The sequence below is a fragment of the Arthrobacter gyeryongensis genome, from assembly GCF_039543785.1.
Taxonomy (GTDB): Bacteria; Actinomycetota; Actinomycetes; order Actinomycetales; family Micrococcaceae; genus Arthrobacter; species Arthrobacter gyeryongensis.
In genome coordinates, this window is record NZ_BAABKK010000010.1 from 351,820 (window position 1) to 372,757 (window position 20,938).

A 20,938-nucleotide genomic window follows, 5' to 3' on the forward strand; every position below is an offset into this window, starting at 1 on the left:
ACGGGGAGGACTACTGAGTGTGCGGGTAGAGACTCACAAGATTTGCCGTTCGAATACTCAATTTTCCGATTCAGTCACTCATTTCTTGTCCATCGGATAGTCAGTGGCAGATGCCGGCACTTATTCTGAAGCTAAGGACCGGCGCCGATCAGCGGCGTTTTTCGTTGGCGGCGCGATTATCGACTTCAATAGAGGCTCCTGACTTGGCGGACAAGAGACTAATGACCGCGCGATCTAGATACTGGTTGACTTTGAGTGGGTTGCTGGGCGCCACTGTGATTGTCGTCGGGTTGGCTCCTGTTCCGCTCGTTCTCGTTCTGGGCGGTTTCCTCATGGCGGGGTTTCTTGCGACCGCCGCCCTGTACGGTCAATGGCGACGGGACGTGATGAGGTCTGGGGCGACGGGCGCACCGGTCCCAGTGTTCAGCGGCATCATCACCTTCAACGTTGCACTTTTGCTCCGGGGAAGCGAACTCGGCTGGTACCTCATTCCGGTCCTTGCAGCGGCCCTTTTCATCGGCTGTTTCGCATGGGCACGCAAGCACGGACCCTACGTGAAGCCGGAGGATGTCCGTGGAGGTCAATCGTGATCGCCGCACCGCTCAGCGTGGGTTAAGGCCTAACTGCGCCGCCAGCTCGCCGGGGCGGTTGAAGCGGTAGAAGAACGGACCGAGTTCTCCCCTGTCGAGCGTTGAGGTCAAAGTGATGAGACTTTCCAGGAGCGGAGCCTTTGCCAGGTCGCCAAGATGTATCGGCTCGAATCCTGCGTCCCGGATGAGTTGCTCGGTTGCCTCGCGGGCGTCGGCGTCGGTCGCGAAAAGGGTTCCCGGTGGCATTGGCTCCGCGTCGACGGTGTCATAGATCGAAGCGAAGTTGGTGTTGAAGGCCTTTGCAGTGGGTCCGCCGATGATCGCCTTGACCTGTTGGGCGATCGAGTCGTAGCCGGGCGGCCGGTCGCCGAAGGTATTGCTGGCGTCGATTGTCACCTGACCGTCAAGTCCGGCAATATTGGCGAGCCCGACGGCGATCGAGTCTCCCGGAATGGCAACCACCACGACGTCGGCGCCGGCGGCATCACCGCCGTCCCGGCCGAGCGTAGTCACGTCGTGGCCTGCAGCCGTCCAGCGTCGCGCCAAGGCGCCGCCGACGTGACCCCGTCCAATCACGGTAATCCGCATGGATTCCACCTATTCACTTCGAGGCAACACCGACGAAGGACAACGCTCGGAGGCCCCACGCCGGCTATTCGCTGGGGCCTACTGGCCCGTGCCCACCGGATTCACCGCTCGAATTTTGTTCGGCGTCGCGGCAATCATCGCAGCGACCAACGAATTGATGCGGGCAATCAGGGCCGCCCTCGGCCTCCCCACGGAGCAAGGTAACTTTCATTCCGGCATCCTAGTCCCCAGCGCGGGCCCCGGGAAGGCTTCGCAGCCCATGTCCCTCCGGGGAAATGCGAGAGACCAACGAGTCGTAGAACGGGAAACCCTAACCACAGCCAACTACGCTAATCCTTCCTTTGAAATGCCAAATTAGGAACTCAAGTAAAACGAGTTTTGCTCGAAATTCCCTTCCAACAAAGGCAAAAAGGCCGTATGATTTCGTGCAAGCTGTGGGTCTCAGGGGGCGCCTATATGAATAGGAGCTTTCCTTGCAGCGTCTAAATATTATTGCCTCAGCTACCGCATGTCTTTCTTTGATTGCGACCATCCTTATTGCCGCACCGGCACAGGCAGGTACTGCTCAAAGGAACACGGCACCCCAGGAACAGGAACATCAGCGGATACGAGCTGACACCGGTCGCGGAGTCCAGCCTGTCGCCTGGGATCAGGGGTTGTCGCCCGGGCCAAGTGCCAGTCCGCCGCATGAAATCGCCAAGAAGCACGACGGCGTGAATGTGATGGACGGGAACGCACCCGGAACCGCGGCAGTCCAAACGCAATCCCCCTCGGGTGCGGTACGGATTACCGTTCCCGGCAAAAAGTCAGAGACGAGACCTGCCCAGCTTAAGGGCGTCCCGATCGGGCACTTTATTGGCGAAGGCGCACCACTTTTGACAACCGCCCTGTCCGGCGCGACAACGACTACGTACAGCACTCCACACGGCTCGCAGACGCTGATAACCGTCGAATCGGATAAGTCACCTCGCGATTACCGATTCCCGCTGGCTCTCTCGGCTGGATCCACGGCGAAGGTGGAAGCTGACGGTTCCGTCCTCATTCGAGACATCGAGGGAAGAGTTACAAGCGCCATTGTCGCCCCATGGGCATTCGATGCCGCGGGGAAGCCGGTGCCGACGACATTCAGGTTTGAGGATGGCGCCTTAGTTCAGCGCATCGACTTCAATTCCTCGAACGCATTTCCCCTAACGGCCGATCCGAGCATTCAGTGGGTACCGTGGCCAGTCCTCGCTCTCACCGGCGCCGAGTTGCAGGTGCTAGCAGGCCTCTCGGCCGCGGTGTTCGTGGGCGGAACATGGGCAGGCTGCACGTTTAGCAAGCTCACCGGATGGATCGGACAAGTCGTGAGCCAGATTTGTGTGGTGATCGGCGTCGGCCGTGCTGTGTCTGCCATCGGTATCATCAGTGGCGCGTTCAAGGGTGCCAGCCTGGTTGCGACAAAGTGCTACGGCATCAATCTCGCTAAACCGTCCGCTCCGCTCCGGGATATGCCTGGGCGCGATTGTGGCTTCTGAGAGAAGGCAATCGTGAAATGGTACAACTACGTGCATCCGCCGATGTTTATGGTGTCCCTAGCGATCCTTTTTATGACCGAATGGGACCTGTGGCTTCGAATCCTCTTGCCATCGGCGGTCCTGGTTTCCTACGTGATCAATGAAGTAGTTCTTTATCGGAGGGAGAAGGCCGCGCGTGCACGCGCAGCCGAGCTCGATCGCCACCCGTTGGGGCACGCTTACCGGGAGCCGCCTTCCTAGTTTCTCGATCGACGCCGCGCAATCATTGCGCGGAGGGGAGCGTCTCACCCGTGGGGCGGGGCGCTCCCTACGCCCGTCGGAGGCTCAATATGAATAGGACCTTCAAATGCAAACCCCTCATGTTTTTGCCCAAGTAAGAAACCGACTACTCATTATTGGCGTGATTGTCTGCGCGGGCGGGGTCATCTTCGAAACGTTGGCCACGAACTTACTTTCGCTGCTTTTCTCGCTCCAAGGAGGTGCTGGCGGGCGTGTTGGCCTCTGGCTGACAGGCTTCATCGGTTCGGTCGTACGCTTCGGGCTTGCCCCGCTCGGTGCATCACTCGTTGCACTCGGCATCGCAGCACACATCCTCCGAAACCAGATCCCGGACCTTCTCTACAACCATGCGAAGGACCAGTAGGCAGCGAACCCGGTCGCAATACCCGAACCCCGGGACACAACCGGACATTCAGCCGGGCTATCCTCGCGGCATGGGGAACTTCAGCACGGGATATTTGGCCAGGGATGCACGGCGAGAGCGCCGGAGAAGGTTTCAGCGGAAGCTGTCCTACGTTGGATTGGCGATTTTGGCTGCCGCAACAATTTTCGTGGTCACGATCGCACTGCGCCACTGAGGCAAGCACTCCGGCAGACAACGTCGCGAAACGTACCGCGAGCGCGCCGCCGTCGTAATCCGTCCTGAGCCGTAACCAAGCGGCACTGCTGGTGAATCAATGGGCGTGCTCGGATAGCCTTCAACCATGGGGGCTATGGGGTGGGTTCGGCGGGTGCTGGTTGTCGAAGATCAGCCATTCATGCGGGGGCTGGTCGCTGATGCCTTGAGGGGCGCGGACTTCGAAGTGCATGACTGCGCGTCGGCGTCCGAGGCAATATCCATGTTCGCCGCCGTCGATCCCGATGTTCTTGTGACTGACATCGATCTGGGAACCCGGCCCAACGGCGTCGAACTGGCGCACGTCGCGAAATCGCTCTCGCCGGGGTGCGCCATTGTTTTCCTCACCAACTATCCGTCGGAAGCTCCCTTTTCCGAGTTGCCGGCGGGATCAACCTTCGTCAACAAGTCGTCCCTCGACTCGGTGGACGGCCTCATCAGTGCAGTCAACTCGACCCTCGTGGAGCTCCCCGTCACCGTGACTCCCCCTGTGGCGTCGGACGCAGCGAAGATCGGCGCCCTGACCCGCGTACAGCTGGATATCCTGCGCATGATCGCGGAGGGATGGTCGAACGCCGAAATCGCCAAACAACGGGGAAGCAGCATGCGCTCCGTGGAGAAGGCCGTTTCGCGCACGTTCGAAGCCCTTGGCCTGAACCGCAATCCGGACGTCAATCCGCGGGTTGCCGCGGCAACGCTGTACTCGCGCACGTTTGGATTGCCGGCCCCTGCCGATAGCGATCAATGAGCGGCCGCTCCCCCGCGCTCTGGGCCCGGGGTATCGGCGGTAGGAATGCGCTGAGCCTCTGGTCGTGGCTTCTGACCTTGCCCTTGGCGCTGACGGTCATGAACATGTTCGCCGGATCGATCACGCTCGCTGGGACGGGATCGGTCACGCCGGCTGTGGGAGGTTCCGGCACGGCGATCGTGTTTATCGTGCACGTCCTGCTTGGCCTTCTGGGGATACTCCTTCGCCCCTTGATCACGGCACGGCCGAGCCTCAAAGGCAGAATCACGACGGCGTTCGGCACCTTCGCGTTCCTGGGCGCCTGCCGCCCGCTCCTCGTAATCTGGTCCGCGCGGGCCCTGAATATTGCGGACCTGAGTGAGGATCTCTGGGCCCGCGTCCTCATCAACAGCGGCGCGGCCCTCGTCTTCCTCTCGGCGATCGCGATGCTGACGGACTCCATCCGCGGGCATGCCGTGCTTGAACGCCGGCTCCGCGCTGCTCGGGCTGCGATTGAGGCGCAGCTCGGATTCGATGAGCAGCGCTTGAGCTCGATCCGTTCCGACTATGTCACCCAACTCTCCAAGCGTCTTGACACGGTCCTCTCTGCGCGGATGACGACAACCCTCGACAGGTCCGAGGCCTCACGCCTGCTGCGGACGATCTCCGATGACGTCGTCCGCCCGATGAGCCACCAGCTCTTCCACGACCACACACCTTTGCCGCCTGAGACACCCCCTCCGCAGCCGCCTTCCAGTGCAGAACGCACCGAGGGACTCACGGACTTGATCCGCGCTGCACCGCTCGCATTGCCTGTGCTGCTCTTCGAATCGCTCATCTCAGTGCGCCTGCTGGCGGAATACGACCTCCTCTTCCTGCTTGTGCAATGGGTTGTGGGCGGGGCCATCCTGCTTGCCGGGAACGCTGTGACGGCCCGGACGGTACGGAGGATCACCAGTCCCCTGCGGCGAATTTCCGCCTTGACCCTCTGCTACGCAGGCACGGCCGCAATTGGCGCGTCGGTGACCTGCCTACTGCAGGACGCGTTCGGCTATGCTCCGTTCTTCTACTGGTCCGCCATCTGGGCCTATCCGCTGACTGCACTCACCGTGGCGGTTCTTCGAGCTGCCGAACGCCAACGACGGCGGCATGAAGTCAGGCTGGCCGGCTCGCTCAACGAGCAACTCAAGCTTGCCGACCGCGTGCACCAGAAGCTGCTTCACACCCGCCGGAGGATCGCCAGGATCCTGCACACCAAGCTCCAGGGGAACCTGGTTTCGAGCGCCCTCGCCCTGGCTGCCTCCGGTGGGAACGACCCAGAGGATCTGGCCCCGCAACATGTCAGGGATATCCTCACGCGTGCCGTAGCTGCTGCGCAGAGTGAGATCTTGGAGGATTCCTCCGGACAGGCCGGGCGCGGGGCACCGAGTATCCAAGACCTGCTGAGTACCTGGGGCCGCGTGCTGAAGCTGGCGTGCGACATTGACCGTGAAGTGTGGGCCTTATGTGACGAGGACCCCGCCAGAACTGAGGCAGTCATCGAGGTTCTCTCAGAAGGCTTCACCAACGCCATCCGCCACGGTGAACGAAACCATGTCCGAGTCACGATGTCGGTCCACGAGCTGCGGCCAACGCGAGCGGCCGCGGAAACCGGAGCTATTCACATATCAATCAGTTCCCCTGGCCGGCTCCGAGGCCCGGTCCGCCCCAGCCTCGGGATGACAACGCTACAGGCCCTGTCCAAGGAAGTCACACTCAGCGAAGACGGCAAAAACGTCGTCCTTCGGGTGAGCCTTGCGTGAGCCAGCGGTGGGTCTCTGTGTGAGCAGATAGTAGTCTTAGATCCAGTGCAGCGCTGCCGCCCACATCCCCGCATTGGTAAGAGGACGGTATGACTCTTCTCCGCGATCACGAAATACAGGCAAACCCGCCTGCTCGAAAGAAGCGTCTGTTCTTTCGCTCGTTTGCTGTCATTGCAGCCTTGGCGATCTTCTGGGCCGTCGCCGGCATCTTTCTGTACGTGGCTCCGCCCTCTGATGAACCGAAACATGCCGATGTGTTGTTCGTCCTGGGGCCCCCGGACCAACGCATCGTCTACGCCGAACAGCTGATGCAGCATGGGTACGCACCCACGCTTGCGGTCTCAAGCCCCATTGGGAAAGACGGAAGATTCACCGCGAGCATTTGTCGTGCCCAGCGCCCTTACCGGATCATTTGCTTCGACCCCGATCCTGTCACAACTCAAGGCGAAGCACGGGCTCTGAAAAAGCTGTCGGACCAGTATGGCTGGAAAAGCGCGAATGTCTTGACAGCCCAGTTCCATGTGACCCGGGCTCGGGTGATCGTCCGCCGCTGCTACGGAGGAGACCTGCAAATGGTCGCCGACCGGACGGACTTGCCGCTTACCTCCTTGACCAACCCAACCTACTCTTGGGCGTACCAGTACATCTACCAAACGGCGGCCTTCGTCAAGGTCGCGATCCACCCTGAGTGCTAAGGGTCAATGAGTGAGTGCGACCGTCGACACCGCAATGGCAAGCGCGAATAGCATTGCGAGCCTCAGACCGACAAACAGATCCTGACGTGTCCCCGCTGGCGCTTGCGATGCGAGCCCAAACGGTATCCCCCATTGTTCATGAAGTCAGGCTAGGGGCATCCCCCAGGATGAGTTAAGGGTGCCAAGTACCTGTTCGTGTGGTCGACTCGAATTCGAGTCTGAAGTTGTCCAGGGGAAATCGACTACAAATCCGCCAGCACCATCCCGGGATTCTCGATAGCGTCCGCAACATACCCCAGGAACCCTGCAGCCGTTTCCTCATCCGCCAACCCCGGCTTGTCGATGATGCCTGTCCACGCCAAGCATCGCTACCTCGGTACGGTCGACGATCACGGCAAGACCATCGACACCGATTCACCATAGTACGCTGCCGACAGGCCCGACGGCGGTCAGGCGGCGCCAACGAGAGAGAGTCCTCGTACCTAGCCGGTTCGCCGCCCGACCGAACCACCTTTGTCGGCGATAATCCGACGCTGGTTGTGACCTGCAACGGCGATGGAACGGCGGCCACGACGACCGAGAACGGTGTGCTGACCACGTTCACCTACAACACCGACGGCACCGTGAAAACCCAAACTCGTGCCGGGATCACGAAGACAATCAGCTACGACGCCAGCGGTCACACCGACCGCTGTGGGTCAGGTACAGGGCATCCAATCGGACACCGCAACACAGCTCAAGCTCGGCGGATCATGGACCACCATCCGGTCAGGGACAGCCACATACCAGGTGTTCAACCCGATGGTCATCGACGGCACGCACGGAATATCACGCATTCAGATGCTCAAAAGCCAACTGATCGATAAGACGAAGTTCTAGCCGTGCTTCACGCCGGGGACCGCCGCCACTCCCTGCTTCACCGCAGCGTAGATGGCGGCGTGCCCGGCGTCGTCCGGGTGGATACCGTCAGCAGCGAGGAACTCCGGGTGACCCCATAAGGGCTGCCCAATGTCAAGGTACGTTGCACCGTTCGCAGCGGCAGCAGCTTTCACCGAGGCTGTCAGGTCTGCCAGCCGAGGATCGCTCTAGTCTCTGAAGTAAGGGCTGACGGCGACGATCTTGGCATCCGGCAGAGCCTTCCGTAGGGCGGCGTAAAAAGCATCAACGGAAGGGCCGAACCGCTGAACCCCGAAGCCCAGGTCATTGCCACCGCCAGCAACCAGGACGATGGCAGGTTTCGAGCTCACGGCGTCGGGGATGACTCCTCTGTAGTTCACACTGCTGCCTGCGTTGAAGTACCCAGTCCCACCCTTGCCAAGGTTTACTTCCGACCAGCTCATGTCAACCGAGAGTTTCGTCGTCCAGCGGTTGGCGGGGTTTCCCGCTCCTGTCCCCGGGGTGTACGAGTCGCCAATGAATGCCACCGTCGTTCCGTTGACCGCGGCAGGCAGCGTTGCCTTGCCAATGTTGTCGCATGCCTGCTGGACCTTTCCAGAAACGGGTGGCGGCGCCTGAGTGCAACCAGCCAGTACGACAGAACTCATAGCAAAAACAAGCAAGGCGCAGCGTTTCTGACCCAATCATAAAGGGTCCAGAAGACCGGCTTAGATCCAGTGGGGCTTGCTTGCCTCAGCTTCAGCCAAGGGATGAATGCGACCGATCTCCCGCGCAATTGGCCTCACGAAGAATTCCTCGCCCCAGAACATAATTCGGTGGGTGCTCGGGTCATAGACTCTGAACGGTCCCGGTCATGCCCGGTTGCCGCCTCCGGCGCACTGATCATCTTGTCGAGGATGTTGTGTGATGCCGAGTTGGCCCACCATCGATCGATTCTCTCGTCGTAGTGCTCGAAACGGTTCCGGAAGGCCACGTTCTTCAACGCGCCGTAGTTGTAATCGAGCATCACGAACATCGGCAGCGGCTCCTTGGGCCTTGTCGCGCTATCCACGGTCTCAGGATCCACCGCCGGCACCCACGGGCATGGGTCTATGCGCGTGCGGCGGACGAACGGCTTCGCCATCCAAGGGGTTGTCGCCCGGCAGCGGCTACGCCAGCCAATCGTGCTGGGTCCGGCGGTGCTTCACGATGGTTCGGGTTAGTTGGCCTCCGGTAACTCTGTTTAAGTAAAAACGGCTCAAGACGTCAGACTGCTCTGGGGAATCTCGGCACCCAGCGCAGCCCGCCGACCAGACCTTCGGCTAAGTGAAAGCGCTCGCTCCATTGACGGCAGTGCCAACGCAAGCGCCACCGGGAATGACAGGAAGATCACCCGTTCGTAATCCGTAGTCAGGATGATCGGGGCAGCAAAACAGGCGGCGATGAACAGCGCGTAGCGGCGCGGCACCAGGCCCCCGCGCCGGATACCGAGGGCTACGAAGACCCAGAGGAAGCCAAACGACAGGACGATGCCAGGCCAAGAACCGAGGCCAACGGGCATGATTAGGCTCCCGATATTCGTGATCCAAGCTGTGGCCGAATACTCGAAGCCAAAGTTCACCGGGTCAATAACCAGGCGAACAATGGCGTATGCGGCGATGCCAGGGAGAGCAAGCGCGCTGAGGGTCAGTCGATCCCTTAGCGGCTTGGACATTAAGAGCGGGTAGAGCAGTACGATCGACGTTGTTTCCTTGACGAACATTCCGAGAATGACGAGAGTCGCGAAAGCGAACCGCTGCCGCTTTTCCGCTGCCAGCATCGCCAGGATGAGGATCGCCTGCGCTGCTGATTCCACCAGGGGGATACCCCCGAAGCGAAGTACGGTGTGGCTCAGGAAGTACAGCGCAACACCGATCAGAGACAGGTTCTGCGAAGCGCGCCAGTGCCGCAACAGGTAATAGAGGCCCACGCCGGCCACCGTTAGCGCGAGGATATTCACGATGCCGAAGGACACCTCAAACCCACCGGGAAGCATGCGGGCGAGGGCCGGAATGACAACGCGCCAATGGAATGGCTTCTTGACATCAGCACCGTGCCCCTCATAGAGGGCGGCATATTCGCGGTTGTCATGAATTCCAGGATCGTCAGGATTGAAGCCAGCCAACCCAACATAGGTCACCGAGCCGGCAGTTGCCAGGATCAAGCCCGCGACGGTTACGAACTCAACTAGGCGCGGCTGAGCGAGTGCATGTTTGATGTCCAAGAGTCCCCCAAAAGCAGATGCGAATGATCCCATAATAGGAGTACCTAGGAGAGGCGTCGAACTACTGACGCTATACGCTCCGCGATGACGGCGTGACCCAGCTTCGCCGGGCGGGCTCCATCAGGCCCGATTAACTTCGGCAAGGTCGCTCAAAGAATCGTTGCCTGAGGCTGGATGATGACAGTCTGAGCGCCCCGGTGTAAGCGGCAACTTTAAACTGACCGGAGACGGCAAAACTGGTTGACCGTTCGCGGTAGTGGTTTTGACCAGCGGCGGCAAGCATTTTTGGACAGCAGTAGGCCATTGTGTGTGGCTTGGCGTGCCGGGATTCCCCCTTGTCCATTCCTCGTGTCGTTACGAGGAGAGCCCCTTCCTTCCGCGGTGAAATGGCGATGCCAATCGTTGTATTTCACCCGTAACGGGAAGGAGGGGGCTCGTTATGAAGTCTCCAGGAGAGTTCATGGAAATTTTAGCTGCTTACGATCTGACCCGGTCCTACCGGGATGCCGCGAAGATCTGCGGCGTTTCACACAACACCGTCCGCTCGTATGTGAAGGCCCGCCAGGAAGGCGCCCAGGCACCTGTGGCCCGGCAACGCGGCCGGATGACCGACCCGTTCCTGCCCCAGATGATCTCCTGGGTCGAGCAGTCCCGCGGGAAGATCCGCGGCGATGTCGTGCACGAGAAACTCATCGCCCTGGGGTTCACCGGGTGTGAGCGGACAACCCGGACAACGCTGGCTGAACTGAAGGCCAAATACCGGGCCCGGAACGTGCGCGTGCACCGGCCCTGGACGCCGGAGCCAGGGCTCTGGCTATTATGAAGAATTCTTCATAACAGCCACTATGCAGAACCCGGAATTATGCAGAAGGCACCCCGACAGCGGCTGTGAACCGGCACCATCACGCCGGTCTGGCCGGGGTGGCTTTCTGCCTAATTACAGGCCTTCCAGGAAGGCCAGCAGTTCGTCGGGTGGGTGGTAGCGGCCGGTGCGGGTTCCTGGTGGGGCCGTCCTGTCGAGCGCGCGTTGTTTGAGCGCTAGGTCTGCGTGGAGATATATCTGGGTGGTGCGGATGTTTTCATGGCCAAGCCAGAGGGCAATGGTGGCAATATCGATCCCGGACTGCAGGAGCCGCATGGCGCAGGTGTGGCGGAGTGTGTGCGGGGAAACCGTCTTCAAAGCCAGGGATGGGCAGTCTTTCGTTGCCGTCTTGACGTGCCGGGCAACGATTTTTGCCACAGCATCCCGCGTCAGTTTCTGGCCCGAGGGGCCGGGAAAGAGCGGGGCCAGTCGTTGTGGTTGTTGCTCTGCGAGCCACGCCTTGAGGCGTGCACCGGCGTCCTTGCCCAGCGGGGTGATCCGTTCCTTGCGGCCCTTGCCCCGGCAGGAAAGATAGGCGCCGGGATCCAGGTGCACATCGGCTGCGGTCATGTTGACAAGTTCGCTGACCCGCATGCCGGTGACGATGGCTACGAGCAAAAGCGTCCGGTCCCGTCGCCCCCGCCATGTTGAGGCATCCGGTGCGTTGATCAAGGCGGTGGCTTCCTCCTCGGTTAGGTAGGTCACGATGGCCGTGTCGGAGCGTTTTGCCGGGATCGCCAGCACACGTTGGATGAGTTCGGCATGTTCTGGAAAGTCGTAGGAGGCGTACCGAAACAGCGCCCGGATAGCCGCCAGCCGGGCGTTTCTGGTGTGGATGCTGGCCCCTCTGCTTCTTTCCAGCCAGGCAAGGTAGCTGCCAATGAAAGTGGCATCGAGGTCTTCAAGCTTCAGGCCTTGAGGTGCCTTGCCGGTTTCCTCCGTGGCGTAGTGCAGGAGCAGCCGGAACGCGTCGCGGTATGCGGCCACCGTGTTCTGGCTTGCCCGGCGCTGCCCCATGAGCCGGCGGAGGAAGAAGGACTCCAGGATCGGTGCCAGGGCTGTCATGATTCCTCCGCCAGATAGGAGCCGAGCCGTTCCGATACCAGGGACATCAATTCCGGTGTCCCGCTGAGATACCAGTACGTCGCTTCCGGGTTCTTGTGCCCGAGGTAGGTCGAGAGCACCGGCAGCAGTGGTCCGACGTCCACGCCCGTGCGGTACCAGGCCTGAAGTGTTTTCACGGCAAAGCCATGTCTCAGGTCATGTAGATGGGGCTGGTGATGAAAACCGGGCCGGCTCACTCCTGCTTCCCGGGCCAGCCGGGCAAAGACCTGGCTGGCGTTGTCGGCGAGCAGGCGCGTGCCTCGGGTGGAAAGGAACACGGCGGGATCCTTGGCATGCGGATAGGCGGGGTCCCGGATGCCCGAGTATTCCTTCAGGGCGGTCACCGTGCTCGGATGTAACGGCAGCTGCCGTGCTTTCCGGTATTTTGCTTCCCGGATCGTTAAAAGCCCTTGGTCCCAGTCGACGTCGGAACAGTCCAGGCTGGTGGCTTCGCTGCGCCGCATGCCTGTCACGGCCACCAATGAAATATAGGTTCGGTAGGTTCGGGCACGGAATCTGGGGGTGAGGCGGTCTGCGGCCGCCAGCACCCGGTCCAGCTCGTCATCGGAAAAGATGTAAGGCGCGGGCCGGTGGTACCCATCGTGCAGCAGCGACTGTTCAGGGACCTGCGTGAGGGGGTCGAAAGCCTGCAGGTATTGGGCGAAGGGACGCACAGCGCCCAGGCGCGCGTAGCACCAGACCGGTTCGGCACCTGCTGGCAGTGTTGCCCATTCCAGCACCCGCGAGCTGGTGAGATGGGCGTCGCCGGAGCGCTGAAAGTACTTGATGAAATCCAGCAGCAGTTGCCCCTGCTGCTTCAGCTTGTAGCCCATGCTCCGGCGCATGTGCAGGTACTGCTCGGCCATCAACGAGACATCGTTCTGGGGCATGGTCATGGCTGGCTCCCAGGCCAGGGCAGCGCCAGCGCACGCAGCGATCTGTCGTCGACTTTTGCGTACTGGGCCGTGGTGGCAGGGCTGCGGTGGCGCAGGACTTGGCCGACCTCGGCCAAGGAAGCCCCGGCACGCAGCAGTTGAGTTGCCGCCGTGTGCCTGAGCCGGTGGGCATGGATTCCTTCAAGCCCGGCACGCCTGCCCGCGGCCAGGATCACTTCGGAAACCCCGGAAGATGCCAGCGCTCCTACTGGTGCGTGAACCCTGAGAAACAGCGCATCGCCGGCACCCTCAGGCCGGCCCTGTCGTAGGTATTCCGCCAAGGCCGATCCAACATCCTGAGGCAGCGGGAGCTTCTCTTCGCGGCGCCCCTTGCCCCGAAGGACGATGTCCCCGGTGCGCCAATTGACATCCGTGAGCGTCAGGGACGCGACTTCATTGGCACGGAGCCCGAGCCGGGCCACGAGGACCAGAATCGCGTAGTCACGCCGCCCCGTCGCAGTGTCCCGGCCGCACGAGGCCAGCAGCGCATCCACGTCCGGCATGCTCAGGCCTTTCGGAATGTTGCTGTCGTGGCTGGCCACGGACGGCACCGCCCCAGCCAGCGCCCGGTCAGACAGACCTTCCATGAACGCCCAGCCTAGAAAGGACCGCAACCCGGTGATCGTATATTTGACGCTTCCGACCGATTGCGCCCCGTAAAGACCGGTGGTGAACAGAATGACTTCCGCCCCGCCCATGGTTTCCAGGGAACGGGAGCGTGCCGCCAGCCAGTCCATCAATGCAGTGGCTGTCCGAAGATAGTGCGGCACTGTTTTGGGGGCGAGTCCCCGCTCATTCAGGAGGTAGCGCTCAAACCGCCCCAGAATGATCTGTTCCGGACTCGTCCGGGCCGGTGGCGGCTCAGGAACCGGGATCACGCCCAAGCGGCGCAAGTACTGCATCAACCAAACAAACGACGCCGGTGTCGGACGCATCCAGTTTGCTTCCGCCGCCAGCTCGTCAAGGAACCGTTGCAGCACCTCATTCGTCAGCGCCCCGGTATCCAGTCCGCGCGCATCCATCCAACGGCTCAACCGCCCCACCAGCGAACCCAGCTGCTGCGCGGTTGACTTCGCATACCCACGCCCAGCCAACAACTCCCGGTAGCCGGCCACATACGGCGCCAAGGGGCCCGTCATCGGCCCCGGAAAATACTTCGTCATCGTGCTCACCTTCCCGTATCGAGAAAACAAGCATGGGCCGATCGCGATTATGCAGAAAGCCACCCCGCCCAGACCGGCGTGATGGTGCCGGTTCACAGCCGCTGTCGGGGTGCTTTCTGCATAATTCCGGGTTCTGCATAGTGGCTCCAGTTCGACTACGGGGATGGCCCCGTCGTTGACGGTGTGAAGACCGTGTTGTTCGTGGCCTGGCTGGCCTTCTCGCGGTTCCGGATCGTGATCGCCTTGCGGGATAAGACCATGCCGAGCGTGTTCGCCGCCCTGGACCGGACGTTCAGGCTGATCGGCGGGATCCCGACCTACATTTTGACCGATAACGAGAAGACCGTCACGATCGAGCACGTCGCCGGAATCCCCGTTCGGAACGCGCAGATTGTGGCGTTTTCCAGGCACTATTCGACGTCCATGCAGACGTGCATCCCGGCCGACCCGGCCTCCAAGGGCGGGGTCGAGAACGCGGTCAAGATCGCCAAAGCCGACCTCGTCCCCAAAGAGACGAACCTGCTGCCGGAGTACGGGTCTTTCGCCGAGCTGGAGGCTGCGTGTGAGGCGTTCATGGAGGAGGTGAACTCGCGGGTGCACCGGGCCACTTTGGAGATCCCCAAAGACATGCTCCGCGTTCTCGAACGCCCCCGCCTGCACACGGTCCCGGAAACCCCGGTCACCGCGAGTTTCGGCCACACCCGCCAGGTCCCGCCGAACACGCCCATGATCACCTTTCAGCAATCCCGGTACTCCGTCCCGCACACCCTGATGGGTGAGATGGTCTGGGTCCGCGGCACCGACACCGAGGTCGTCATCGTCCATGTCGACGGCACCGGCCCGATCGAGGTCGCACGCCACCAGCTCACCCGGCCCGGGACCCCGGCGATCATCGACGCCCACTTCCCGCCGGCCCCGGCCGGTGCCCTGGAACGGGTCATCCGCCCCACCAACAAGGCCGAGGAAGAGTTCCTGGCCATCGGCGCCGGTGCCGCGCTCTGGCTCAAGGAAGCCGCCGCTGCCGGAACCCAGAAGATCCGGCACAAAATGGAACGCGCCGTGACCCTGGCCAAGGTCCTGGGCACCGACGAAGTCGACAAGGGCCTGGGAGCGGCGGCGGTGCACCAGCGCTTCACCCACGAGGACCTGCTCTCCATCGTCAACACCGCCGGCGGCACAAGCCACACAATCAGCACCCGCACCGTCACCGACCAAGGCCAATGGCTCAGCCAGGGCACCAGGGGCTGGGCTAACTTCGGCACCACCACCCCTGGGACTACCCATGATGACTTTGAAGGAGCCACCGAATGAGCGCGACAGTCCTTGCCCCCAGCCCGCTATCGGACCCGGCGGTGGAGAACGTGATCGCGTTGATGCGCACGACCCGGATGCCGCACGCCCGCGCCGTCGTCGCCGACGTCCTGGCCACCGCGAAAGCCCAACGCTGGGACCCCACCGAAGTCGTCCGTGTCCTGCTCGAAGCCGAAGCCACCGGCCGGAACGCCTCGATGCTGGCCACCCGGCGCAAACGCGCAGGCTTCCCCACCGGGAAAACCTTCGACGTCTGGGACGAGGCTCTGTCCACCCTCCCGGCCGCAACGACCTCGTTCCTGCGCACCCTGGAATGGGTGCGGCGGCGTGAGAACCTGATCGCGTGCGGGCCCTCCGGCACCGGCAAAACCCTGCTCCTGGAAGCGCTCGGCCAGCAGGCCATCGACCAGGGCATGTCCGTGTCCTGGCTGAGCATGGAAGACCTCGGCGCCCTCGTGCGCCGGCACCGCATCGATGACAGCGTCAACAAAGCCATCACCCGGGCCACCAACGTCGACTTGATTTGTATCGATGACATCGGGCTTTTGCCGGTATCCGCGGACGCCGCGGAGGGCTTCTACCGCGTTGTGGAGGCCTCCTATGAGAAACGCGCCCTGGCGATCAGCTCAAACATCCACCCCTCCGGCTTCGATGAGCTCATGCCCAAAACCATCGCCACCGCGACCGTGGACCGGCTCCTCCACCACGCCCACCTCTGCCAGACCAGCGGCGAGTCCGTCAGGCTCATGCAAGCCCAAAACGGAAAAGGAACCCGCCCCATGAACTAACCCAAAAACTGGTCAGGCGCCCTGAAACCCGGCACGCCCGGGGCGCCTGACCCTGTCCAAAAATACTTGCCGCGACTGGTCAATCACATGCCGCCAGCGGGCAAACCAACATGCCACCACCGGTCACTTCTAAGCTGCCGTTGACACCCCGGGCCAGAAGTGCCGTGAGCCTTCCGCCATACGCGGGGAGGCGCCGTCGGTCTTCACGAAGCCCGTTGCGCCGAGACCCACATACTCCCGCCCTGAAGCAGTAAGTACCGCACGAGTCGTGCATACCCTAGCCCTAGACACTCATTGGCAGCAGCAGCAGCAACCTATGAATCACCAAAGACGAGAATCCCGGTGGATCCCAATGCGTTCCTTCGGCAGCTGATCCCGTCAGACCTGGCGGATTCGGGTAGGTTTTAGGCCCGGGCTAGGCGGGAGAGGCGTCCATAGGCCGGAGAAAATTCCAACCCCTTTTTAATGATCAGTAGTCTCTCCGGCCTCGGCGTTTCCCTAAATGCGATCGCCCATGCGAGCATCGGGACCTGGTACCAGGACAGCGAGTAGGTCCACATATAGGCGCAGATGACGATCACCACGATAGTGGGCACCAACCCATCTTGCCGACGAAGGAGTGGAACCAGTGCAATAAGCAACATAAGTAGAAAGGCGAGGAGCCCTACCAGCCCCAGCCTTAGGAATACGCTGACGTACCAGTTGTGTGGTGCGAAGGTGACGACTTGGGTGCCCGAAATCCGGGCCGACCCAAACCCGAATGGCTCTCCGAAGAGCACCGACCATGGCCCTCGGTCAAAGGAATCCTGAACAAGAATGTCCCACGAGTCCACGCGGGCGTTGAAGGTTCCCATGCTCTCGAAACTGTGCGTGAGGGAATCGGCCATACCGTTGAGGGCACCTGAGAGGACCAGTATCACAAGAAATGACCCACCGTAAAAGGCAACAGCGACAACCCGGGCCAGCGCGACACCTCTGAGCCGCAGAAGTATGAGACCCACCCCGATGCCCACCGCCGCCCACACGGATCGGTGTTGGCAAAGGACGGCGACTATAAGGAAGATGATGCCAAGAAAGATGGTTCTTCCCCGAACCTTCGGAGCGGCACCTTGAAACATGAAGAATCCAAAACAAGCTAACACAGCCGCCTGCCCGGAGACGAGTGGGCGGCCAGTCTGCTCAACCCCGTCGGTTGATGTCACGAACGAGTCAGCGGAACCGAACCCGTAGGTTCGGACGTGGTAAATGAAGAGCACCACCAAGCCCAGCCCCAGCAGAACAGCCCATCGCTTGAAAGTGCGTTGAAAAGGCTCGGCAGCCCAGTCCTGGTTCAGGAGCCACGCCGTAAGGATCGCCCCCCAGAACAACGTGCGGGCCTCATTCACGGCCGTAGGGATGCCAAATGTGAAGATGCCGCCGATAAGCGCTGACAACATGCATAAGAGCGTGATGCCGACCAACCAGTTATAGCTTCGGGTGCGGGCGAAAAACCTTTGCGGACGAAGGATCAGGTCGGAAACCAGAGCGAGCGAAACGACATCTTCAGGCTTCAACTGGAAGCCTGCAACCGATACGAGTGTTGGAAGCGTAGGGAACTCCCATGCGAGCATCGTTATGATGCCTACAGCGTAGAGGCCAAAGCCTGGCCAACGCTTGAGCGCGACCACTGCAATGCCCAATCCGAATACTGCGGCCGCTATCAGCACGAAGTCCATCAATGCCAGCCCGACCGCGTTCAATGTGCCCCCACTTTTTGATGACTAAGCCTAGGCAAACTTTACCAGCGACCCTTGGCAACCTAAGGCCGACCAGCGTCATCAAGAACTTCCTTGATGCGAACCGAGGAGTAAAGCCCTAACCCCTTAGTGCCAATGCAAGTCGAGTGGCAATGACGGGCGACCCCTGGCATGTCGTTGCGCTCCGTCCGGCCCGATCAGGCGGCCCGAGAGCCGCCCGAGCGCTGAATGGGGCGAAGCGTGCGCACCCTGGGCGGTAACGAGCCTCTGCCCAACCGCATAGCTCAGCGGGCGACGAGAAGGCTACGCGTGTCTTCCGGGTTCCGGCGCTTCCCAAGGCGCCGGGCCACCCGGTTGATGACGACGCGGCGAATCTCATGGTTCCAGTAGTTGCGGTAGCCGTTGTAGGCGTGGCGGTTCCGGACCCAGCGGACATGCCCAAGCGTCTGAGCGAGGCGCAGCGCCTTCACTGCGCCTCGCTCGGTCCCGCCCACTTCCTGTATGTGGCGGTCACCTTCAAGATTAGACTCCACGCGCTCGTCTACATAGGCGAGTTGCGGGTACACAGCATGGAACGCAACTTTGTGGGCCACGCGGGCAGGCCAGTCGGCCACGGATGAAATACGCGCCCCATCCTCAATCATCAGCACGGCAGCGGCTCGGTTCAGCGCGTAAGCCCACGCGCCGGGTGGCGGCACCAGCGCGCGCAGGACCCTCCCAGACTGCCCGCGGGCAACAATCGTGTAGTTCACGTATGAGTCGAGCACAATGAGCGTCGGCTCGTCAGTGTCGAGTGCGGCCATTATCTCGGCTGTGATCGGTCTTCCTGTCAGCCGGGCATCATCCTCGAAAACCAGCGTGAACCGCTCTTCGGATTCGACGAGTGTCCGCCATGCGTTGCGGTGCGCCAGTGCGCAGCCAACCTCACCCTTGGTCAGTTCGCGCCGTTGCAGTACCATCGCCGCCCACTGGTCCACGTAGTGGTCAAGCATGCCCGGTAGTGCGTCAACCAGGACGCCGGGACTGCGTTTGAACGGCACCCCGTAGCCGCTTAGCTGTTCTTCCAGTTCGGCGCCACGATAGTTGTGGTCAAGACCAATGATGAGGGCTTCCATGGCGTCATCCTATCGGCAGAGATTCACGGTCCTTCGACCGGTCCGAAAACATGTCAGGCGGCACGAAGGCGGTGTGATCATGGATATGGCCGAGCGCGTCCGAGGCCGGAGTCGTGATGATCGTGCCAGGCATTGTTGCGAGCACACCCGATACCAAGGGTGCTGGGTGACATGCTTGTCCGGAAGAACCGCACCGTATGCGCTGCATTGGCCGCGCCTGAGCTTGCTCATGGCGCGGTGCTTCCGGAACGCTTCAAGTAACTTCCCCATGCGCTCCGGTGTAAGAGGCCAACAAGACCGGTTAAGCCGCCCTACTCGGCGTGCCCACGGATGTCTCGACATGAGCCCCCATTTGGCAAGCAAACCCACCGACCGGCTTCTGGCCGTGTCTGTGGAAATCCACTTCTGAATTAGCTCTTTTGCCGGAGGAATCTGAGAGGACCCGGTCCTTGCCCCGACAGTTGTTTACGGCCGATTGAGCGAAGCCAGGTAGAGCGCGAGCCACCGCAAGGCCCACGGACACGCTACCCCCACTGCCCCTACAAATCCGCCAGTACCGCCCCCGGGTTCTCGATCGCATCCGCAACATACCGCAGGAACCCTGCAGCCGTTTCTCCATCGCACACCCGGTGATCGAACGCCAACGTAAGCTCGGTAACTTTGCGGACAGCAAGCTGTCCATTCACCACCCAAGGCTTGTCGATGATGCGGCCAACGCCCAGCATCGCGACCTCGGGGTAGTTGATGATCGCGGCGGAACCGTCCACGCCGAAGACACCGTAGTTGTTCAGCGTGAAAGTACCGCTTGCCAACTCAGTCGGGGTTGCCTTGCCGTCGCGTGCAACAGCGGTCAGCCGGCGGATTTCGGTATCGAGTTCGCGGGCGTTCAACAGGTGAGCGTTCCGGACAGAGGGAACAACGAGTCCGCGGTCCGTCTGTGCGGCGAAGCCAAGGTTGATGCCGTCGAATGCGACGATCTCCTGCATTTCACCGCCGGCCGTATCCTCGGCCGTGACGAACCGGGTGTTCAGCTCGGGGAATTTTTTTAGCCCAGCTGTGACAAAACGAGCGATGAACGCGAGCAGCCCGGGAGCGCCGTGCGGATCGCGCTTCTTGAGTTCTGCGCGCATCTCAAGGAGCGCGGTGGCGTCAACGTCTACCCAGACTGTTGCCTCTGGGATCTCAGACCGGCTGCGGGTCATGTTGGCCGCAACAGCCTTTCGTATCCCGCGAACCGGAGTGCGCGAAGCCACGGTCAAGCCGGTACGGGCATCCTGAAGCCCGGCGGAAGGCTGGACAACGGCGGGCACCTCAACGGGCGCGGTCTCGCGCGTGGCCCCTCCGATGGCGGCCTCAATGTCGCGACGCAGGATGAGCCCGCTCTCCCCCGAACCAGGCACTGCATCAAGCGAGACCCCATGGTCCCGGGCCATCTTCCGAACCAAGGGGGAGATCACGGCAGAGAGCTTCCCTGGAATCCGCGTGCGGGACAACGAGAGTTCGGAGAAGTCGGGGGCCGGGGTAACAGCAACAGCAGACCCAGCCGAATCCTTCCGCGGCCGGGTGCGGCGAGCCTCGCCGCCGCCCGATGTTCCGTAGCCAATGAGGACGTTCCCGGATCCGGCCTTCTCTTCCGTCCGGTAGGTCTCGGCAGAAGCGGCGGCCGCGGGCGCCTCAGAGACCTTTGCTTCCACAGCCTCGGGCTCAGCAGCAAGCGAAGCGCCAACAGGAGCCACCGAGATCAGCGGCTTCCCGACGTCGAGCGTCTGGCCGGCTTCGCCGTGCAGCACTGCGACGATGCCGGCGTACGGCGACGGCACCTCCACCATGGACTTGGCGGTCTCAACCTCGGCGATCGGCTGGTCGACGCGAATCTCGTCGCCCACGGCCACAAGCCAGTTGACGAGTTCAGCCTCGGTGAGGCCTTCCCCCAGGTCCGGAAGCAGGAACACCTGCATTTCTGCGCTCATG

21 protein-coding genes and 1 pseudogene are annotated in these 20,938 nt (G+C 61.7%); 11 read left to right on the plus strand and 11 right to left on the minus strand.

Annotated elements, in window-relative coordinates:
* Positions 1-221: 221 nt before the first annotated feature.
* Positions 222-590, plus strand: coding sequence for a hypothetical protein (locus ABEA18_RS08355; RefSeq protein WP_345448786.1), 369 nt, complete (start codon positions 222-224; stop codon positions 588-590).
* Between the two features lie 12 nt (positions 591-602).
* Here ABEA18_RS08355 and ABEA18_RS08360 read toward each other — a convergent pair whose 3' ends face one another.
* Positions 603-1,178 (minus strand): NAD(P)-binding domain-containing protein, encoded by a 576-nt coding sequence (locus ABEA18_RS08360; protein WP_345448788.1) that lies wholly within the window; start codon positions 1,176-1,178, stop codon positions 603-605.
* 473 nt (positions 1,179-1,651) lie between these two features.
* Here ABEA18_RS08360 and ABEA18_RS08365 point away from each other — a divergent pair, with 473 nt between their 5' ends.
* From ABEA18_RS08365 to ABEA18_RS08395, 7 genes are all read left to right on the plus strand, one after another.
* Entirely contained in the window at positions 1,652-2,695 is a 1,044-nt protein-coding gene (locus tag ABEA18_RS08365; protein WP_345448790.1) for a hypothetical protein, read from the plus strand.
* A gap of 72 nt (positions 2,696-2,767) precedes the next feature.
* Positions 2,768-2,935 carry a hypothetical protein gene (locus tag ABEA18_RS08370; protein WP_345448792.1) on the plus strand — a complete coding sequence of 56 codons (168 nt, stop codon included), beginning with the start codon at positions 2,768-2,770 and terminating at the stop codon, positions 2,933-2,935.
* A 106-nt stretch (positions 2,936-3,041) separates the two neighbouring features.
* A complete protein-coding gene (locus tag ABEA18_RS08375) occupies positions 3,042-3,338 on the plus strand; it encodes a hypothetical protein (protein WP_345448795.1) in 297 nt (98 codons plus the stop codon).
* 340 nt (positions 3,339-3,678) lie between these two features.
* Positions 3,679-4,338, plus strand: coding sequence for a response regulator (locus ABEA18_RS08380; protein ID WP_345448797.1), 660 nt, complete (start codon positions 3,679-3,681; stop codon positions 4,336-4,338).
* Positions 4,335-6,119, plus strand: coding sequence for a sensor histidine kinase (locus ABEA18_RS08385; protein WP_345448800.1), 1,785 nt, complete (start codon positions 4,335-4,337; stop codon positions 6,117-6,119). Before ABEA18_RS08380 ends, ABEA18_RS08385 begins: the two co-directional genes overlap by 4 nt.
* An 89-nt stretch (positions 6,120-6,208) precedes the next feature.
* Positions 6,209-6,814: a YdcF family protein gene (locus tag ABEA18_RS08390; RefSeq protein WP_345448802.1), complete on the plus strand. Its 606-nt coding sequence runs from the start codon at positions 6,209-6,211 to the stop codon at positions 6,812-6,814.
* 693 nt (positions 6,815-7,507) lie between these two features.
* Complete coding sequence (locus ABEA18_RS08395) at positions 7,508-7,693, plus strand: hypothetical protein (protein ID WP_345448804.1); 186 nt, start codon at positions 7,508-7,510, stop codon at positions 7,691-7,693.
* Here ABEA18_RS08395 and ABEA18_RS08400 read toward each other — a convergent pair.
* From ABEA18_RS08400 to ABEA18_RS08415, 4 genes are all read right to left on the minus strand, one after another.
* On the minus strand, positions 7,690-7,866 hold the full coding sequence (locus tag ABEA18_RS08400) for an SGNH/GDSL hydrolase family protein (RefSeq protein ID WP_345448806.1): 177 nt from the start codon (positions 7,864-7,866) through the stop codon (positions 7,690-7,692). The genes ABEA18_RS08395 and ABEA18_RS08400 overlap by 4 nt on opposite strands.
* 33 nt (positions 7,867-7,899) lie before the next feature.
* Positions 7,900-8,358, minus strand: a complete 459-nt coding sequence (locus ABEA18_RS08405; protein ID WP_345448808.1) for an SGNH/GDSL hydrolase family protein — start codon at positions 8,356-8,358, stop codon at positions 7,900-7,902.
* A gap of 134 nt (positions 8,359-8,492) precedes the next feature.
* The gene (locus ABEA18_RS08410; RefSeq protein ID WP_345448810.1) at positions 8,493-8,762 is read right to left on the minus strand and encodes a hypothetical protein; all 270 of its coding nucleotides are present in this window, start codon (positions 8,760-8,762) and stop codon (positions 8,493-8,495) included.
* Positions 8,763-8,948: 186 nt separating this feature from the next.
* Positions 8,949-9,986 (minus strand): hypothetical protein, encoded by a 1,038-nt coding sequence (locus ABEA18_RS08415; RefSeq protein ID WP_345448812.1) that lies wholly within the window; start codon positions 9,984-9,986, stop codon positions 8,949-8,951.
* Positions 9,987-10,413: 427 nt separating this feature from the next.
* Between ABEA18_RS08415 and ABEA18_RS08420 the strand changes: the two genes are divergently transcribed.
* Positions 10,414-10,776 carry a hypothetical protein gene (locus tag ABEA18_RS08420; RefSeq protein WP_345448814.1) on the plus strand — a complete coding sequence of 121 codons (363 nt, stop codon included), beginning with the start codon at positions 10,414-10,416 and terminating at the stop codon, positions 10,774-10,776.
* Positions 10,777-10,890: 114 nt separating this feature from the next.
* Here ABEA18_RS08420 and ABEA18_RS08425 read toward each other — a convergent pair whose 3' ends face one another.
* The 3 genes from ABEA18_RS08425 to ABEA18_RS08435 are packed head-to-tail and all read right to left on the minus strand — an operon-like array spanning position 10,891 to position 14,017.
* On the minus strand, positions 10,891-11,880 hold the full coding sequence (locus tag ABEA18_RS08425; RefSeq protein WP_345448817.1) for a tyrosine-type recombinase/integrase: 990 nt from the start codon (positions 11,878-11,880) through the stop codon (positions 10,891-10,893).
* A complete protein-coding gene (locus tag ABEA18_RS08430) occupies positions 11,877-12,815 on the minus strand; it encodes a tyrosine-type recombinase/integrase (RefSeq protein ID WP_345448819.1) in 939 nt (312 codons plus the stop codon). Before ABEA18_RS08430 ends, ABEA18_RS08425 begins: the two co-directional genes overlap by 4 nt.
* The gene (locus ABEA18_RS08435) at positions 12,812-14,017 is read right to left on the minus strand and encodes a site-specific integrase (protein ID WP_345448821.1); all 1,206 of its coding nucleotides are present in this window, start codon (positions 14,015-14,017) and stop codon (positions 12,812-12,814) included. Before ABEA18_RS08435 ends, ABEA18_RS08430 begins: the two co-directional genes overlap by 4 nt.
* Before the next feature lie 141 nt (positions 14,018-14,158).
* Between ABEA18_RS08435 and ABEA18_RS08440 the strand changes: the two are divergent.
* Both ABEA18_RS08440 and ABEA18_RS08445 read left to right on the plus strand, forming a co-directional pair.
* Positions 14,159-15,328, plus strand: a pseudogene (locus ABEA18_RS08440) (Mu transposase domain-containing protein); the annotation flags it as partial.
* Entirely contained in the window at positions 15,325-16,116 is a 792-nt protein-coding gene (locus ABEA18_RS08445; protein WP_345448823.1) for an ATP-binding protein, read from the plus strand. The pseudogene ABEA18_RS08440 and the gene ABEA18_RS08445, both read left to right, overlap by 4 nt.
* Positions 16,117-16,520: 404 nt before the next feature.
* Here the strand turns inward: ABEA18_RS08445 and ABEA18_RS08450 are convergent, their stop codons facing one another.
* From ABEA18_RS08450 to ABEA18_RS08460, 3 genes are all read right to left on the minus strand, one after another.
* Positions 16,521-17,855: a hypothetical protein gene (locus tag ABEA18_RS08450; protein WP_345448825.1), complete on the minus strand. Its 1,335-nt coding sequence runs from the start codon at positions 17,853-17,855 to the stop codon at positions 16,521-16,523.
* A gap of 281 nt (positions 17,856-18,136) precedes the next feature.
* The gene (locus tag ABEA18_RS08455; RefSeq protein WP_345448827.1) at positions 18,137-18,967 is read right to left on the minus strand and encodes a glycosyltransferase family 25 protein; all 831 of its coding nucleotides are present in this window, start codon (positions 18,965-18,967) and stop codon (positions 18,137-18,139) included.
* A 539-nt stretch (positions 18,968-19,506) separates the two neighbouring features.
* Positions 19,507-20,937 (minus strand): dihydrolipoamide acetyltransferase family protein, encoded by a 1,431-nt coding sequence (locus ABEA18_RS08460; RefSeq protein ID WP_345448829.1) that lies wholly within the window; start codon positions 20,935-20,937, stop codon positions 19,507-19,509.
* Between the last annotated feature and the right edge of the window lies 1 nt (position 20,938).

What these genes read in the sequence shown, in the direction of transcription:
- ABEA18_RS08355 (WP_345448786.1), top strand. Translation starts at nt 222, where the DNA reads ATGACCGCGCGATCTAGATACTGGTTGACTTTGAGTGGGTTGCTGGGC.
- ABEA18_RS08360 (WP_345448788.1), bottom strand. Translation starts at nt 1,178, where the DNA reads ATGCGGATTACCGTGATTGGACGGGGTCACGTCGGCGGCGCCTTGGCG.
- ABEA18_RS08370 (WP_345448792.1), top strand. Translation starts at nt 2,768, where the DNA reads ATGACCGAATGGGACCTGTGGCTTCGAATCCTCTTGCCATCGGCGGTC.
- ABEA18_RS08375 (WP_345448795.1), top strand. Translation starts at nt 3,042, where the DNA reads ATGCAAACCCCTCATGTTTTTGCCCAAGTAAGAAACCGACTACTCATT.
- ABEA18_RS08380 (WP_345448797.1), top strand. Translation starts at nt 3,679, where the DNA reads ATGGGGGCTATGGGGTGGGTTCGGCGGGTGCTGGTTGTCGAAGATCAG.
- ABEA18_RS08385 (WP_345448800.1), top strand. Translation starts at nt 4,335, where the DNA reads ATGAGCGGCCGCTCCCCCGCGCTCTGGGCCCGGGGTATCGGCGGTAGG.
- ABEA18_RS08390 (WP_345448802.1), top strand. Translation starts at nt 6,209, where the DNA reads ATGACTCTTCTCCGCGATCACGAAATACAGGCAAACCCGCCTGCTCGA.
- ABEA18_RS08405 (WP_345448808.1), bottom strand. Translation starts at nt 8,358, where the DNA reads ATGAGTTCTGTCGTACTGGCTGGTTGCACTCAGGCGCCGCCACCCGTT.
- ABEA18_RS08415 (WP_345448812.1), bottom strand. Translation starts at nt 9,986, where the DNA reads ATGGGATCATTCGCATCTGCTTTTGGGGGACTCTTGGACATCAAACAT.
- ABEA18_RS08420 (WP_345448814.1), top strand. Translation starts at nt 10,414, where the DNA reads ATGGAAATTTTAGCTGCTTACGATCTGACCCGGTCCTACCGGGATGCC.
- ABEA18_RS08425 (WP_345448817.1), bottom strand. Translation starts at nt 11,880, where the DNA reads ATGACAGCCCTGGCACCGATCCTGGAGTCCTTCTTCCTCCGCCGGCTC.
- ABEA18_RS08430 (WP_345448819.1), bottom strand. Translation starts at nt 12,815, where the DNA reads ATGACCATGCCCCAGAACGATGTCTCGTTGATGGCCGAGCAGTACCTG.
- ABEA18_RS08435 (WP_345448821.1), bottom strand. Translation starts at nt 14,017, where the DNA reads ATGACGAAGTATTTTCCGGGGCCGATGACGGGCCCCTTGGCGCCGTAT.
- ABEA18_RS08445 (WP_345448823.1), top strand. Translation starts at nt 15,325, where the DNA reads ATGAGCGCGACAGTCCTTGCCCCCAGCCCGCTATCGGACCCGGCGGTG.
- ABEA18_RS08455 (WP_345448827.1), bottom strand. Translation starts at nt 18,967, where the DNA reads ATGGAAGCCCTCATCATTGGTCTTGACCACAACTATCGTGGCGCCGAA.
- ABEA18_RS08460 (WP_345448829.1), bottom strand. Translation starts at nt 20,937, where the DNA reads ATGAGCGCAGAAATGCAGGTGTTCCTGCTTCCGGACCTGGGGGAAGGC.